Here is a 13,328-nt window from a genome sequence, read left to right on the forward strand (position 1 = left end):
TTCCTTGTCACCATTGATTGCGGATGTCAGCGTCCGCACAGACAGAAACTATAGCCCATTTTTCTTTGATCGCGCCTGCCTTACCTTGGCAGCTTGACCATTTGAAAGGCTAGCCATGACTTCTCCCTTTTCTCCCGCGGCATTGTCCGCACGCATCGATCCTCTGCTGGACTTTGTTTTGCGCCAGCAGCGCCTGGTGGGCGCCGTGGTGCTGGTGCGCCAGCGTGGCCAGGATGTGTATCGCCGCGCGGCCGGCTACCTGGACCGCGAAGCGGGCGCGCCCATGCGCGAGGATGCCGTCTTTCGCCTGGCGTCCGTTAGCAAACCCATCGTCTCCACAGCCGCGCTGGCGCTGGTGGGACAGGATCGCCTGGGGCTGGACGACCCGGTGGCGCGCTGGCTACCGTATTTTGCGCCGCGCCAGCCGGACGGCGCCGTGGCGGTGATGACCGTGCGGCATCTGCTCACGCACACGGCCGGGCTCGACTATGGCTTTTTCCAGCCGCCCGGCGGCGCGTATGCGCAGGCGGGCGTGTCGGACGGCATGGATGCTTCCCGCATGAGCCTGGCAGACAATCTGCGCCGCCTGGCCACCGTGCCGCTGGCGTATGCGCCGGGCGAGCGCTGGGCGTATTCGATCGCCACCGACGTGCTGGGCGCCGTGATCGAAGCGGTGACTGGTTTGCCGCTGGCGCAAGCCGTGGAACACCTGGTGACGGCGCCGCTGGCCATGCGCGATACGGGATTTTTGGCTACCGATCCGGCGCGCCTGGCCGTGGCCTATGCGGACCGCGCAGCGGGAGAATCCCGGCCGCGCCGTTTGCTGGACGAAGGGGAGGACCATCTGCCGTTTCTCGATGGCATGGCAGGTTTTACCTTGTCGCCTGCCCGCGCCCGCGATGCGCAAGCCTACCCGTCCGGTGGCGCCAGCATGGTCGGTTCTGCCCCTGACTTCATGCGCCTGCTGGAAACCTTGCGGCTGGGTGGCGCACCGCTGTTGCCACCGGCGCTGGCGCGCCAGATGGGCGAAAGCCAGACGGGCGGCTTCGACTTGCCGTTCTGGCCCGGTCGTGGCTTCGGCCTGGGATTTACGGTACTGACGGATCCGCTTGCCGCCGCCACGCCGGAGTCCGTGGGCAGCTGGCGCATGGGCGGCACGTATGGCCACTCATGGTTTGTTGACCCTGCGCAAGAACTGTCCGTGGTGGCGTTCACGAATACGGCATTGGAAGGCATGGCGGGGCCGTTCGTGACGGAACTGTGCCAGGCAGTGTATGGCGCCAAGGAAATGCGATGACGCGTCCGCACCCGATCGTCTTCCTCGCGCTGGGCCTGTTCGGCGTGTATTGCATCGAATTTGGCGTGGTGGGCATCTTGCCGATGATCATGCAGCGCTACGGCGTGACGGCGGCGCAGGCGGGATCGCTGGTGAGTCTGTTCGCCCTGGTGATCGCCGTGGGCGGGCCTTTCCTCGTGCTGCTGGCCACGCGCTGGCGCCGCAAGCGCGTGCTGGTGGTTTCCCTACTGGTGTTCGCGCTGGCCAGCGTGGCCTCGGCGTATGCGCCCCGCTTCGAGGTGCTACTGGCGTTGCGCATCGTGCCGGCCCTGTTCCACCCTGTGTATTTCTCGCTGGCCATGGTGGCCGCCGCCGCCCTGTATCCGCCGCAGCAATCGGCGCGGGCCGGCGCACATGCGTTCACTGGCACCAGCATGGGCATGGTGCTGGGTATCCCGTTGACGACGTGGATCGCCGCCCAGTATGGCTACGAGGCATCGTTCCTCGTCTGCGCGCTGGTGAATGTCCTGGCGGCGCTGGGGCTATGTCTGTTCTTGCCGGACACGCCGCAGCAAGCGCCGATGGCGTATGGCCGCCAATTGGCCGTGCTGCGCAAGCCCGCGCTGTGGCTGACGATTGCCGCCGCCGTATTTGTCTTTGCCGCCATGTTTGCCGTGTATGCGTATGCGGCCGCGTATCTGCAGCAGGAAGCGGGCCTGTCGGCGCGCCAGACGGGGCTGGCGCTGGTGGTGTTTGGCGTGGGCGGCGTGGCGGGCAATCTGTTCGCGGGGCGCCAGCTGGGCACGCACGTGCTGCGCACGGTCTTGCTGCAGCCCGTACTGCTGGGGCTGGCGTACTGGCTGCTGTACCAGTATGCGGGCGCTGGTACCGGCTGGGTGGCCCTGGCGGTACTGCTGCTGTTCTGGGGGGCGGCGCACACGAGCGGGCTGATCGTCACGCAAGTGTGGCTCAGCAGCGAAGCGCGCGAGGCGCCTGCGTTTGCCATCGGCGTGTACATCGCCGCCATCAACTTGGGCGTGACAGTGGGCGCGCTGGCCGGCGGCATGGCCATCGCCTGCTATGGCATTCAGGGCGCGCTGGCTTGCGGTACGCTGCTGGGTGCCTTGGCGCTGGCCTTGATTTTGTTCAAGGCGTGGCTGTACCGCCCGTCGTCAGTCCTCGATATGGTTGGGGATGCGAAACAGTAAATCCGTGTCGCCGATGTCTACGCCCGCCTGCGACAGCAGGGTGCTGGCCTGGCCCCGGTGATGGGTCTGGTGGTTGAAGAAATGCATGAGCAGGCTGAAAAACTCGCGCCGGTTCGGTCCCTTGCTGTTGCGGTAGTCGAGCAAATGGTCCAGGTCGGCTTCCGTGATGGAGGCGACCCAGTCGACGATGAGCTGGTCCAGCCACAGCCGGTGTGCTTGCATGGCGGAAAAATCGTCGGCCGCGAACAGCGGGTGCGTGAGCGAGGCGGGCGGCGTGATGGCGCGGATGGGGGCGAGCAGGGGAAAGCCGGCCGGGTGCTGGGCGTAGCGCTGCAGCCACAGGGTATCGCCCACCATCACGTGGTTCAGGGTGGCCAGCAGGGAGCCGAAAAAGGCGCCCCGCTCGCGCTCCAGCTCGCCGGGAGGAAGGCTGGCGGCCGCTGCATAGACCTTGGTATTCATCCACTGGTTGTAATCGGCCATCAGGCAAAGATGGGCGCAACGGCTCATGCTGGACTCCTTCAGTGGATGAATGACAATGTTAAACGGATTTCAAAAACGCGCGTATGCCGGCGAGTAACATTTCAATGGCCATCGCCGTCAAGATCAAGCCCATCAGGCGCTCGAACGCTGTCATGACCCTTGGACCGAGCGCCCGCTGCAAGCGTTCGGCGCACAGGAAGACGGCCAGCCAGACGACGGCCACGGCCGTCAGCCCCGCCACGTGGGCGATGACGTCGTTCATTTCATGCGAGGAAAACAGCAGCACCGTGGCCAGCGCCGACGGTCCGGCCAGCGCGGGGATGGCCAGCGGCACGATGAACGGTTCGCCACCCATCTCGTGGTCGCTATTGCCCGCATTGGGCTGCGGAAACACCATGCGCATGGCGATCAGGAACAGGATCACGCCGCCGCCGATGCGCAGCGCCACTTCCGACAATTGCAAGGCGTTCAGGAAATGGCGGCCGAAGAACATGAACAGCAGCAAGATGCCGAAGGCGATCATGCACTCGCGCACCACGACTTTCCAGCGCCGCTCGACCGGTACCCGTTTCAGGGCATTGACGAACAGGGAAACGTTGCCGAACGGGTCGGTGACGAGCAGGAGCAGGATAAAAGTCTGGAAGAAATTCTGTGTCATGGTGGTGTGATTAAGGTCAACACCGCTGCCAGGATGGGCGCGGTGCGATAAGGCTTGCGATGATAACAAGAGCGGTGGCTATCGCCCATGATTATTGATGCATAGCAGCATTTTTTTTAAACCGCGATGACTTTTGCCTGGTAAAACGCGGTTGGCGTGGTGCCGAAATGCTTCTTGAACATGGCGGTAAACGCGCTCTGGCTCGTGTAGCCATTGTCCATGGCCACGTCGATGACCTTGCTGCCGCGCGCCAGTTGTTCCAGCGCCCGAAGCAGGCGTGCCTGCTGGCGCCACTGGCCAAAGCGCATGCCCGTCTGTTTCTGGAACAATCGGTGCAGGCTGCGCTCGGTGATCGCCAGTTCCTGTGCCCAGTGCGCCACCGTCTGCTGTTCGCCTGGCTGTTCCATCAGTCGCGCGCAAATGCCGCGCAGGCGCGCATCAAAGGGCAGCGGCAGATACAGGGGCAGCACAGGCAGGCTATCGAGCTCGTGCAACAGCAATTGCAGCAGATGCCAGTCGCGGCTGCCTTCCGTGAAATCGGGCGCGATGTCGACGGCCGCCACGATCAATTGCCGCAGCAGGGGGCTGATGTCGAGCACACAACTGTGGCGCGGCAGCAGCGGTGAGCTGGCGCAATCGATGAAGACGGTGCGCATCTTGACGGCGCCGCTCATGCGCACCTGGTGCGCGATGCCGGGCTGCAGCCACACGCCGCGCGTGGGCGGCACCACCCAGCGCCCGCCCTGCGCCTCGATGGTCATCACGCCCTCGATGGCATACAGCAATTGCGCATGCGTGTGGCGGTGCACCGAAATCACGTGGCCATGCGCATAGTCGACGGCCAGCGCCATGGCGCGCGCCGAGACGGGCAGCAATTCCTGAAAGGCGGGGGAGGTGCAATCCATACAAATAAGGTCAGTTTTGCGATAGGTGTAGACATATTAGCGCGAGAAAGCGTAGCGCGCCTGCGGCATGATGGTTCCCCCGCAACTATTCCTGGAGCTACGCATGCCTGTGCGCGCCTATCTGTATCCCTTCCTGGCCATGCTGCTGTGGGCCGGCAATGTCGTCGTGTCCAAGCTGGCCGCGTCCAGCATCGCCCCCACGGCCATTACCTTTTACCGCCTGGTCCTGGTCTTGCTGGTGATGACGCCGTTTATCGCCCGCCCCCTGTGGCGCAACCGCGCCGCCATCCGCCGCCAGTGGTGGCAGCTGGCGCTGTGCGGCGTGATGTCGATGGCGCTGTTCCAGAGCCTGTCCTACCGCGCCGCCGAATCGACGACGGCGACGAATATGGCCATCGTCACGGCGCTGGCACCCCTGATGACGGCCCTGCTCAGCGTGCTGCTGCTGGGCGAGCGATTGACGGTGGGCATGGCGGCCGGCGGCGTACTGTCGTTTGGCGGCTTGCTGTATCTGGTAGGGCGGGGCGATATGTTGGGCCTGCTGCAGCAGGGCGTGCATGCGGGCGACGCGCTGATGCTGCTGGCCTGCCTGAGCTTTGCCCTGTACGGCGTGCTGCTGCGCCGCTGGCGCTTGTCCATTCCCGCCTGGCAAGCCATTTATTGCCAGGCGCTGGCGGCCCTGGCTTGCATGCTGCCACTGTTCCTGCTGCTGCCGCCCGGCAGCGCGAGGCTGGACGCCACCACCTTGCCCCTGATCGCTTATGGGGGCATCGGCTCGTCCATCATCCTGTCCTACCTGTGGATCGAAGGTGTCAAACTGCTGGGACCGAACCGCTGCAGCATCTACGTCAACCTGCTGCCTTTGCTGACGGCCTTGCTGGCCATCGTCTGGCTGCATGAAAGCATGCATCTGTATCACCTGGTCGGCGGCGGTATCTCGCTACTGGGCGTGCTGCTGGCGCAGACGGTGCAGCGTCCCCTGTTTGGCCGCTACCGTCCTGGGGTGTCCGGCATTGCCTGAATGGCCATGCATAATGGCGGTTTTGGGCAGTGGGGTTGACATGCGGCAAACATTTTGGATGATCACGATGGTGGCGCTGCTGGCGCTGGGCGCCCTGGCGCCGGCACAGGCAGCGGCGCGTTTTTACGCAGGCCAGCCCATGGCCTATGCCAGTGCCGTCGAGCGCCGCGATGGCGGCGTGGTGCTGGCTTTCCTGCGGGAAAACGGCGAAGTCAACGGCTACTACTGCCAGTGCAATGACGGCAGCGACAAGCGCATGAACCTGGACAAGTATGGCCAGGCCAGCATCGAGGCCGTGTTCCAGTTGGACCTCGACAGTGAAGGCGAAACCACGTTCGTGCTCAGCCGCAGTGGCGCTCGCAGTGACAACCGCAGTGATAATCCCTATGGCTTGCATGCCTACCGCTACGAACGCAGCGGCGGCAGGATGTTCAAGGTGGCCACCTTGCAGCCCGCACTGGACGCCATCGTGCGCGGCGCCAGGGTCATGGATGAGGCGCGGGTGCGCGCGGCGCTGGCCTCCCTGCGGCTGATTGATTACAGCATCGCTTACGCGCCCTCGGGCGTGACCGAGTTCGATGCCATCGAGCATGCGCATGGCACCCTGATTGGCTATTTCAATATCGACGGCGAGTTACTGCCAGCCAAACCTGCGGACGCCCCGGCGTTTGCCTATAAGAAAACCTTCCAGGAAAAGGATGGCCATTATCTGACCGTCACGTATCTGCTGGGCAAAGGGTGGGAAGGGGGGCGCGCGCCCAGTTACCACGTCAAGTGGATCACGTGGGAAACACAGCCACAGCGCTTTGCCGCCACCCAGGATGGGCTGTTCATCGAATACGACGTGAACTGCTGCGTGGGCAGCGTGTTTGCCCACGGCCTGTATGCGCTGGGCAAGCGCACCGGCCTATGGCACTTCGAAGAGCCGAACACCATTCGTTCGTTTGGCGCCTTTGTCGACGACAAGGCCGAGGGGCCGTGGACGTATGAAAGCGGCGACGAAACCACGAAAGGCATGATGCAGCGGGGCCAGCGCACGGGCCGTTGGGAAGTGAGTCCGGGCGTGGCTGAATGGCGCGAAGCGGACATGCATAGCTTCACTGGCTACGACCATTTTGTGAAAGACCGCTTGAACGGTCTTAGCGAGCGCCGCGTCGATGGCGTGGTGCAATGGCAGGGAAATTATGTGAATGGCAAGAAACAGGGGCAGTGGGTGGAACCTGGCGGTGGCGGCAACTACGTCGATGACATCAAGCAGGGGCCGTGGAAAAAGGCGACGCCGGACGGCGGCTGGCAAGTGTTGACCATGCTCAATGGCGAACCGGAAGGCAAGCTCGAACAATATGCGGCCGATGGCCAGCTGCAACTGGTCGAACATTACCGCCTGGGCGTGCTTGAGGGGCCGATGCAAAGCTTTTATCCGGATGGCAAGCGGCGTTACGAGGGCAGCTTTGCCGACGGCAAGCGCGATGGTGAGGAAACCCTGTTTTATCCCGATGGCGAAGTGCCGCAATTTCACCGCAACTGGCACAAGGGCGTGCTGCATGGCGTCAACATCGAACATTTCCAGAATGGGAAACCGAAGCAGATTGGCAGTTATCACATGGGCAAGAAAACGGGCCGGTTTCAGTCTTTCCGCGATGATGGCCAGCTCATCGAAGAAACCGTCTATTAACATACCTGGCATTCCGACGCGAGGGCGCACGGCAGCGGAATGCCAGTTCTGCGCAAAAAACATCATCCGCTTGTTACAAAGCGTGAAAATCCCAGCTGCATATTGCTACCAGTAATCTTTCCCTGTATCTTGCGATCAGGAAATTAAAAGTACAGGAAACCTCAACCCTGTTGCCCTGTATTTCACTCCTGACGATATGCGCGGGCCGCCTTCCCCCCTGCTGCCGCACACGCCGTATCGATCTGTCCTGAACAATTCACGTGACCCGCCCATCTGGCGCTTGCTGCTATCCCATCTGGCCAGCGCAGGCATGGTTACGCCCCTACCAAGGAAACTGCATGCTGTCGAACATAACAATAAAAATGCGCCTGATCGCCACCATGAGTGTGCTGGGCTTGCTGATCGCCGTGCTGGGCGTCATGAGTATCATCAGCCTGAAATCGGCGAATAACAGTCTCAATGAGGTCTACAGCAATCAGCTGGCATCGACGCAGGCCATCGGCGAATCGCAAATCGCCCTGGGCCGCGCCCGTTTCACGATGGACCGCGTAATGGTGCACCCGGATGCGCCGGATGCCAAGGAGACCCTGGCACGCTCCGAACAATTCATGGAAGCATCCAACAAGTCCTGGAAGGTGTACCTGGGCTTGCCGCAAAGCGCGGAAGAAAAGCGCCTGTCCGACGACATGGACAAGAAGCGCAGCGACTATATCAATAATGGCGTGCTGGCCATGGGCAAGGCTTTGCGCGAAAACAATATCGAGCAGGCGGACAAGCTGATGATGACCGGCTTGTCGCCCCTTTACCGCACCCTGGACCAGGCAGCCGAAACATTGACGCAATATCAGTCCACCTCGGCCGCCGCGATGTATGCGGACAGCCAGGCCAGCTACCACACGCAAGTGACCATGGCCATCATCGGCATGGTAGTAGGCGCCTTGATGACGATTATTTCCAGCATCTTGCTGCTGCGCGCCATCTTTGGCCCGCTGGACCAGGCCCTGCGCCATTTTGGCGCCATTTCGGACGGCAACCTGGCCAACGACATCGTCATCACGCGCCAGGATGAAATGGGTGCTTTGCTGACGGGCTTGCAGCAGATGCAGGAACGCTTGTCGACCACCGTGCGCGGCGTGCGCGACGGCAGCGGCGCCATCGCCACGGCCAGCAATGAAATCGCTTCGGGCAACCTGGATTTGTCGAGCCGCACGGAGCAGCAAGCTTCCAGCCTGGAAGAAACGGCGTCCTCGCTGGAAGAGCTGACCTCGACCGTCAAGCAGAATTCCGACAATGCGCGCCAGGCGAACCAGCTGGCCGTGTCCGCATCGGACGTGGCCGTCAAGGGCGGCGCGCTGGTGGCGCAAGTTGTCGATACCATGGGCACCATCAGCGAATCGTCGAAAAAGATCGCCGACATCATCGGCGTCATCGATGGCATCGCTTTCCAGACCAACATCCTGGCCCTGAACGCGGCCGTGGAAGCGGCGCGCGCAGGCGAACAGGGCCGTGGTTTTGCCGTCGTCGCCACGGAAGTGCGCAACCTGGCGCACCGTTCGGCCAGCGCCGCCAAGGATATCAAGGTGCTCATCGAAGCGTCGGTGCAGAACGTGGGCGCCGGCAGCGCACTGGTCAGCCAGACGGGCACAACGATGGACGAGATCGTGTCCAGCATCCGCCGCGTGACGGACATCATGGGCGAAATCAGCGCCGCCGGCCACGAGCAGGAACTGGGCATCGGCCAGATCAATCAAGCCGTGGCGGAAATGGATACCGTGACACAACAAAATGCGGCACTGGTGGAAGAAGCGGCAGCCGCTTCGGAATCGATGCAGGAGCAGGCAGCCGCGCTGGCCGAGATGGTCAGCATCTTTAAACTCGACGCCGCCCACAGCGGCCCTGCCGCCGCCAAGTCTGCCTTGCGCAAGCCTGTCGTGGCCGCCGCCAGCACGGCCTTGAAACGCCCGGCCTTGCGCCTGGCGCCCGCCCGCGCCGCAGCAGGACCTGTCGCTGCTGCAAAACCGCGTCCGGCCAAACCTGCCGCGGACAGCAGCGGCGAGTGGGAAGAGTTTTAAATTACTGCGCTGGCAGGGTGGCCTTGCTGCCCTGTTCCTGCAGCAGCGCCGCCTCGGCCAAGGCCTGGGCGCGCGCTTCCTCTGCTGCCTGTTCCGCTTTCTCCAGTGCATCGTGGCGCGCCTGCAAGGCCGCCCTGGCGCGCACGAAGACGATCTTGATGGCCGCCATCACGGGCACGGACAGGAAGATGCCCACCACGCCACCGAGCTGGTCGCCGGCCAGCAAGCCGACGATGACCATCAGCGGACTCACTTCCACGCCTTCGCTCATCAAGTACGGATTGACCACGTAATCCTGGAACAAACGGTAGGCGGCAATAAAGCCGATCAGCCAGAACACGTGCTCGAAGCCGCTGAAACCGGCCACGACCACGGCGATGACGGCCGCCGCCAGCGGCCCGGCAAACGGGATGAATTCCAGCAAGGCCGCGGCGCCCGCCAGCAGCAGGCTGTACGGCACGCCCATCAGGGAAAAGGCAATGCTGTAGGACACAAAAGTGGCGATCGACAACAGCAGCAGGGCGCGCACATAGCGCGACAGCAAGATGTCGAGGTCATCGATGATGGCGGCCCAGAGTTTCTTGTTCGGGCGGTTCAGCAAGGACAGCAAACCGTCGCGCATGTCCGGCCCTTCCTTGATCAGCAAAAAGCTCAGCACGGGCACCAGCACCAGATAGATCAGGTTGCTGGCTGCATGCATGACGGTCAAGCCCAGCTCTTTCGCCAGCGGCATGGCTTGTCCCGTACCGCTGCTCAGCTGCGTCTGCATGAACGACAGCAGGCGCGCGCGCAAGGGTTCCATGAATTCCGGCAAGGGGATGCGCTCGGCAAAATTGTTGCCTTTGAGTAGTGTTGGCAACTGGTCGCTGAGCTTGATCGCCTCTTCCTCGATCCGCGCCCCAAAGATCGACCCCAGCACCGCCACCAGCAAGATCACCACCAGGAAGACGATGCCGATATTGGCCGTGCGTGGCAGGCGCTTCGGCCCATGCCGCTCCAGCAGTCCGATCAGCGGATACACGAGATAGCTGAAGAAAATGGCAAAGACCACCACGATCAGGGTCGACGAGACCTTGTAGGTGAGGAAGAGCAGGAAGGCGATCAGGAACGCCGTCCACACCATCTTGGCAACGCGCAAGTTAAAACCGAACATATGACTCCTTAGGGCAGGATGCTACGCAAGCGTGGCTGGCTTGAAGGGCTGGTGGGCAAGGCAGGGACCGGGCCGGGCCGCACGGCCGGAAATCATACCGCAAAATGCCAAAATGCCATGCTCCTGTGCGTGATGGCAATGTTTTCCCCTGTTCGGAGTCCTCTCAGGCCTATTGTTCCCGCCAGCTGGCCACGGTGATGAACACACTGTCCTTCTTGCCCTGTTCGCGCAAGGTCACCGTGTAGCGGCCGCTCGTATCGCTGCCGGTCAACACCACCTTGTCGTCATGCCCCTTCACTTGCGCGCCCTTGGCCAGTTTGGCGTAGGTGTTGAGCACCCAGTGGAAATCGGCATAGCTGCGCAGGGTGATGCTGGCATCGGGCATGGGCTCGTCGCCCGCCTCCGCCGCTTCCGTGGGCGTGCGCATGGGCAAACCGGCCAGGCCTGCCGGTGCGATGAGTTTGCCGCCGCTGGAACTGCTGTTCAATTCCGCATTCGGCAGCAGCAAATGCAGCAAGCTGGCGGGAAAGCCGGGAGGCACATCGCGCTGTTCCCAGCCGGGCTGGTCGGGGCGGGTAGTGATGTATTCCACCGCAGCAATGCTTTGCCGCTGCTCCGGCGTGGTCTTTGCCAGCATGGGCGGCAGCTGCCGCGCCCACACCAGCAGCGGCGCGGCCATCTCGTCCTCCGCGCCCGGTGGCAAAAACACCGTCAGCACGGCATGCGTGGACGGCAGGCAGGCGGGGGCGGCGTCGCCAATGGCGGCCTGGCAATGACCGTTGACGAGGCCCAGCGCCAACAGCTTGCGTTGCGGGTCGAACAGCATGGCGGCGCGCCATGCACCGTGCGTGCTGGCATCGATGGAGGCCAGCACCGAGCGCCCGTCGGGCAGCATGGTGCGCGTGATGTCGTCCAGTGAACGCATGCTGTCGAGTACCTGGAGCGCGATCAGGGTATCGCCTTGCGTATAGTCGCCACGCGCATAGCCGAGCAGCCTGAAGACGTCGGCGCGGATTTGTGGATGCTCGTTCAGGCTTAACGGCGGAGACGGCACGGAGACGGGCACGGTGGCGGTCACGAAGGCGGCATCCTCGTCAGCAATGGCTTGTGCCATGCTGGAAAGCGGCAAGCACAGAGCGGCGCACAGCGACAGCATGCGGAAAGTGATTTTTCCTGGGGTATTCAATGGCAATCCTTGTCGAGACGCCATGCCGGACCACTTGCCGGCATGCGCGCGCCGCGATCTTAGCATTTCAGGAATGAAACGCTTTCTGCTAAGCTTGGCTATTGAATCACTGTCCCCCTTATCATGGCCAAGCTCACCATTTCCTGCAGTATTCCCGTCGACGATGAGGTAGTGACCGAGTTCCTGCACAAGTACGTGCTTCACTCCCGTGTCGGCGCGGCCAGGAAATTGAGCATGGGAGAGAAGGGCTGTTTCTATACCTGCTCCTTGTATATGGACGACCACGCCAAGGTGAGCCGTTTGATGCGGCGCATGCTGGCCTTCTTTGAAAGCAAGGACATTCCCTTGACCATCCTCAAGATCGGCGCCCAGGACAGCTGGGATGAGGTAGACCCCGAGCAGCGCGACCCCTGGAAGATTTCGCCACAAGCTTTGCTGGCGCTGCTCGATGCAAGGCCGTCAGCCCCGCACAATCAGGCGGCGTTGAGCACGTAGCGGTTCTTGCCGCTTTTCTTGGCCTGGTATAAAGATTCATCGGCACGCCGGTAGCTGTGCGACAAGTCCGCTTCCTTGATCAGTTCCGCCATGCCGATGCTGACGGACACCTTGCGTTCCGGCACGAAAGCCACCTCGACGCTGTCGACCAGTTGCGCGGCAAAGGCGCAGGCCGCGCTTTTTTCGCCCAGGTAAATAATGGCGAATTCCTCGCCGCCCAGGCGGCCGCACAGGTGCTCGCCAGACAGCCCGGCGATCACATCGGCGATCTTTTTCAGCACCTCGTCGCCCACGTCATGGCCGTACACGTCGTTAATTTGCTTGAAGTCGTCGATGTCGATCATCAGGAAATACGCGGGCGTGTGCGCCGTGCGCTGCAGGACGCGGGCGCTTTGCGTAAACATGCGCCGGTTGTTGAGCCCGGTCAATCCATCCTTGTAGGCCATCGTCGCCAGCTCGCGCTGGGAACGGTAGTTGTGAATGCGCAAGACGAGAAAATAAATATTCAGCGCCAGGCCGATGATCACGCTGATGGTGACGGCCAGCACCGGCCAATGCTGGTCGGCCTGGCCCGCATGCACGGGAAACTGTCCCAGCCCCAGGATGGCCCACACGCACAGCGACACGCCCAGGTAATACGCGATGCCGCTGAAGATGGGCGCCGTCGTCAGGGTGATCATCACGCCCAGCGGCAATACCCAGAAAGCGGGATCTTCCGTACCCAGCATCAGCACGCGAAAGCTGAAAGCGATGAATAGCACGCTGATGGTGCCGCTGACGATGATTGCTTGCAGCGACTTCGCATACTTGGTCAACACCAGCCCGATCACCATGCCCGTCACGCCCAGCGCCGCCTGCGCATGATCGAGCGAAGCGCGCGGCAAGGTCAGGCTGAACGTGACCAGCCAGCAAGCCAGGCCAAACGTCAGAATGGCTATCGAAATGAAATGCAGTTCCTTGAAAAAGCGCTGCTGCTGCTCCGGTTCTCCTGAAAAGAACAGGTAATAGAAGGCAGGAGACAGGCTGCGCGAAGTGAACATTGCATTTGTCCAGGCAGACAACACGCCTTGCGGCAGGGACGCCTCCCGGCAACGGCAGGCGGCTTGGAGCGCGTACAAAAGTAGTTACGCTCAGGAACTAGTGTACTGTTTTCTTGGGGGGATTGGTGATACGGGCGATGAAATTGGCAGCCACTG

At 62.4% G+C, this 13,328-nt stretch carries 12 protein-coding genes; 6 read left to right on the forward strand and 6 right to left on the reverse strand.

The annotated features are described in order from the left end of the window. The first annotated feature begins 115 nt into the window (after positions 1-115). Together ACQ4WZ_RS26415 and ACQ4WZ_RS26420 are read left to right on the forward strand one after the other, a co-directional pair. Positions 116-1,297, forward strand: coding sequence for a serine hydrolase domain-containing protein (locus tag ACQ4WZ_RS26415; protein ID WP_436574851.1), 1,182 nt, complete (start codon positions 116-118; stop codon positions 1,295-1,297). Continuing rightward, positions 1,294-2,484 carry an MFS transporter gene (locus tag ACQ4WZ_RS26420; RefSeq protein WP_436574852.1) on the forward strand — a complete coding sequence of 397 codons (1,191 nt, stop codon included), beginning with the start codon at positions 1,294-1,296 and terminating at the stop codon, positions 2,482-2,484. The genes ACQ4WZ_RS26415 and ACQ4WZ_RS26420 overlap by 4 nt, the downstream gene beginning before the upstream one ends. Here the strand turns inward: ACQ4WZ_RS26420 and ACQ4WZ_RS26425 are convergent. The 3 genes from ACQ4WZ_RS26425 to ACQ4WZ_RS26435 form a co-directional block, all read right to left on the reverse strand. Then, positions 2,449-2,994 (reverse strand): DinB family protein, encoded by a 546-nt coding sequence (locus tag ACQ4WZ_RS26425; protein ID WP_436574853.1) that lies wholly within the window; start codon positions 2,992-2,994, stop codon positions 2,449-2,451. The two genes, ACQ4WZ_RS26420 and ACQ4WZ_RS26425, sit on opposite strands and share 36 nt — an antisense overlap. Positions 2,995-3,025: 31 nt before the next feature. Then, a complete protein-coding gene (locus ACQ4WZ_RS26430; protein ID WP_101483148.1) occupies positions 3,026-3,625 on the reverse strand; it encodes a MarC family protein in 600 nt (199 codons plus the stop codon). Positions 3,626-3,741: 116 nt separating this feature from the next. Beyond that, positions 3,742-4,530 carry an AraC family transcriptional regulator gene (locus ACQ4WZ_RS26435; protein WP_436574854.1) on the reverse strand — a complete coding sequence of 263 codons (789 nt, stop codon included), beginning with the start codon at positions 4,528-4,530 and terminating at the stop codon, positions 3,742-3,744. A 103-nt stretch (positions 4,531-4,633) separates the two neighbouring features. On the opposite strand from ACQ4WZ_RS26435, the gene ACQ4WZ_RS26440 reads away from it, so the two are divergent. The 3 genes from ACQ4WZ_RS26440 to ACQ4WZ_RS26450 all read left to right on the forward strand — a co-directional run bounded on the left by ACQ4WZ_RS26440 (position 4,634) and on the right by ACQ4WZ_RS26450 (position 9,298). Beyond that, positions 4,634-5,551, forward strand: a complete 918-nt coding sequence (locus ACQ4WZ_RS26440) for a DMT family transporter (protein ID WP_436574855.1) — start codon at positions 4,634-4,636, stop codon at positions 5,549-5,551. A 40-nt stretch (positions 5,552-5,591) separates the two neighbouring features. Further along, on the forward strand, positions 5,592-7,226 hold the full coding sequence (locus ACQ4WZ_RS26445; protein WP_436574856.1) for a toxin-antitoxin system YwqK family antitoxin: 1,635 nt from the start codon (positions 5,592-5,594) through the stop codon (positions 7,224-7,226). Positions 7,227-7,564: 338 nt separating this feature from the next. Continuing rightward, the gene (locus ACQ4WZ_RS26450) at positions 7,565-9,298 is read left to right on the forward strand and encodes a methyl-accepting chemotaxis protein (protein ID WP_436574857.1); all 1,734 of its coding nucleotides are present in this window, start codon (positions 7,565-7,567) and stop codon (positions 9,296-9,298) included. 1 nt (position 9,299) lies between these two features. On the opposite strand, the gene ACQ4WZ_RS26455 is transcribed toward ACQ4WZ_RS26450, so the two are convergent. Both ACQ4WZ_RS26455 and ACQ4WZ_RS26460 read right to left on the reverse strand, forming a co-directional pair. After that, complete coding sequence (locus ACQ4WZ_RS26455) at positions 9,300-10,451, reverse strand: AI-2E family transporter (RefSeq protein WP_436574858.1); 1,152 nt, start codon at positions 10,449-10,451, stop codon at positions 9,300-9,302. Between the two features lie 169 nt (positions 10,452-10,620). Continuing rightward, complete coding sequence (locus tag ACQ4WZ_RS26460; RefSeq protein WP_436574859.1) at positions 10,621-11,637, reverse strand: hypothetical protein; 1,017 nt, start codon at positions 11,635-11,637, stop codon at positions 10,621-10,623. A 123-nt stretch (positions 11,638-11,760) separates the two neighbouring features. Here ACQ4WZ_RS26460 and ACQ4WZ_RS26465 point away from each other — a divergent pair, with 123 nt between their 5' ends. Then, on the forward strand, positions 11,761-12,132 hold the full coding sequence (locus ACQ4WZ_RS26465; RefSeq protein ID WP_101483141.1) for a hypothetical protein: 372 nt from the start codon (positions 11,761-11,763) through the stop codon (positions 12,130-12,132). On the opposite strand, the gene ACQ4WZ_RS26470 is transcribed toward ACQ4WZ_RS26465, so the two are convergent. Continuing rightward, positions 12,111-13,172, reverse strand: coding sequence for a GGDEF domain-containing protein (locus ACQ4WZ_RS26470; RefSeq protein WP_101483140.1), 1,062 nt, complete (start codon positions 13,170-13,172; stop codon positions 12,111-12,113). The genes ACQ4WZ_RS26465 and ACQ4WZ_RS26470 overlap by 22 nt on opposite strands. Between the last annotated feature and the right edge of the window lie 156 nt (positions 13,173-13,328).

It is taken from the genome of Janthinobacterium darwini, from assembly GCF_051380905.1.
Classification (GTDB): Bacteria; Pseudomonadota; Gammaproteobacteria; order Burkholderiales; family Burkholderiaceae_D; genus Janthinobacterium.

Coding starts and splice junctions, on each gene's coding strand:
- ACQ4WZ_RS26415 (WP_436574851.1), top strand. CDS start 116: ATGACTTCTCCCTTTTCTCCCGCGGCATTGTCCGCACGCATCGATCCT.
- ACQ4WZ_RS26420 (WP_436574852.1), top strand. CDS start 1,294: ATGACGCGTCCGCACCCGATCGTCTTCCTCGCGCTGGGCCTGTTCGGC.
- ACQ4WZ_RS26425 (WP_436574853.1), bottom strand. CDS start 2,994: ATGAGCCGTTGCGCCCATCTTTGCCTGATGGCCGATTACAACCAGTGG.
- ACQ4WZ_RS26430 (WP_101483148.1), bottom strand. CDS start 3,625: ATGACACAGAATTTCTTCCAGACTTTTATCCTGCTCCTGCTCGTCACC.
- ACQ4WZ_RS26435 (WP_436574854.1), bottom strand. CDS start 4,530: ATGGATTGCACCTCCCCCGCCTTTCAGGAATTGCTGCCCGTCTCGGCG.
- ACQ4WZ_RS26440 (WP_436574855.1), top strand. CDS start 4,634: ATGCCTGTGCGCGCCTATCTGTATCCCTTCCTGGCCATGCTGCTGTGG.
- ACQ4WZ_RS26445 (WP_436574856.1), top strand. CDS start 5,592: ATGCGGCAAACATTTTGGATGATCACGATGGTGGCGCTGCTGGCGCTG.
- ACQ4WZ_RS26450 (WP_436574857.1), top strand. CDS start 7,565: ATGCTGTCGAACATAACAATAAAAATGCGCCTGATCGCCACCATGAGT.
- ACQ4WZ_RS26455 (WP_436574858.1), bottom strand. CDS start 10,451: ATGTTCGGTTTTAACTTGCGCGTTGCCAAGATGGTGTGGACGGCGTTC.
- ACQ4WZ_RS26465 (WP_101483141.1), top strand. CDS start 11,761: ATGGCCAAGCTCACCATTTCCTGCAGTATTCCCGTCGACGATGAGGTA.
- ACQ4WZ_RS26470 (WP_101483140.1), bottom strand. CDS start 13,172: ATGTTCACTTCGCGCAGCCTGTCTCCTGCCTTCTATTACCTGTTCTTT.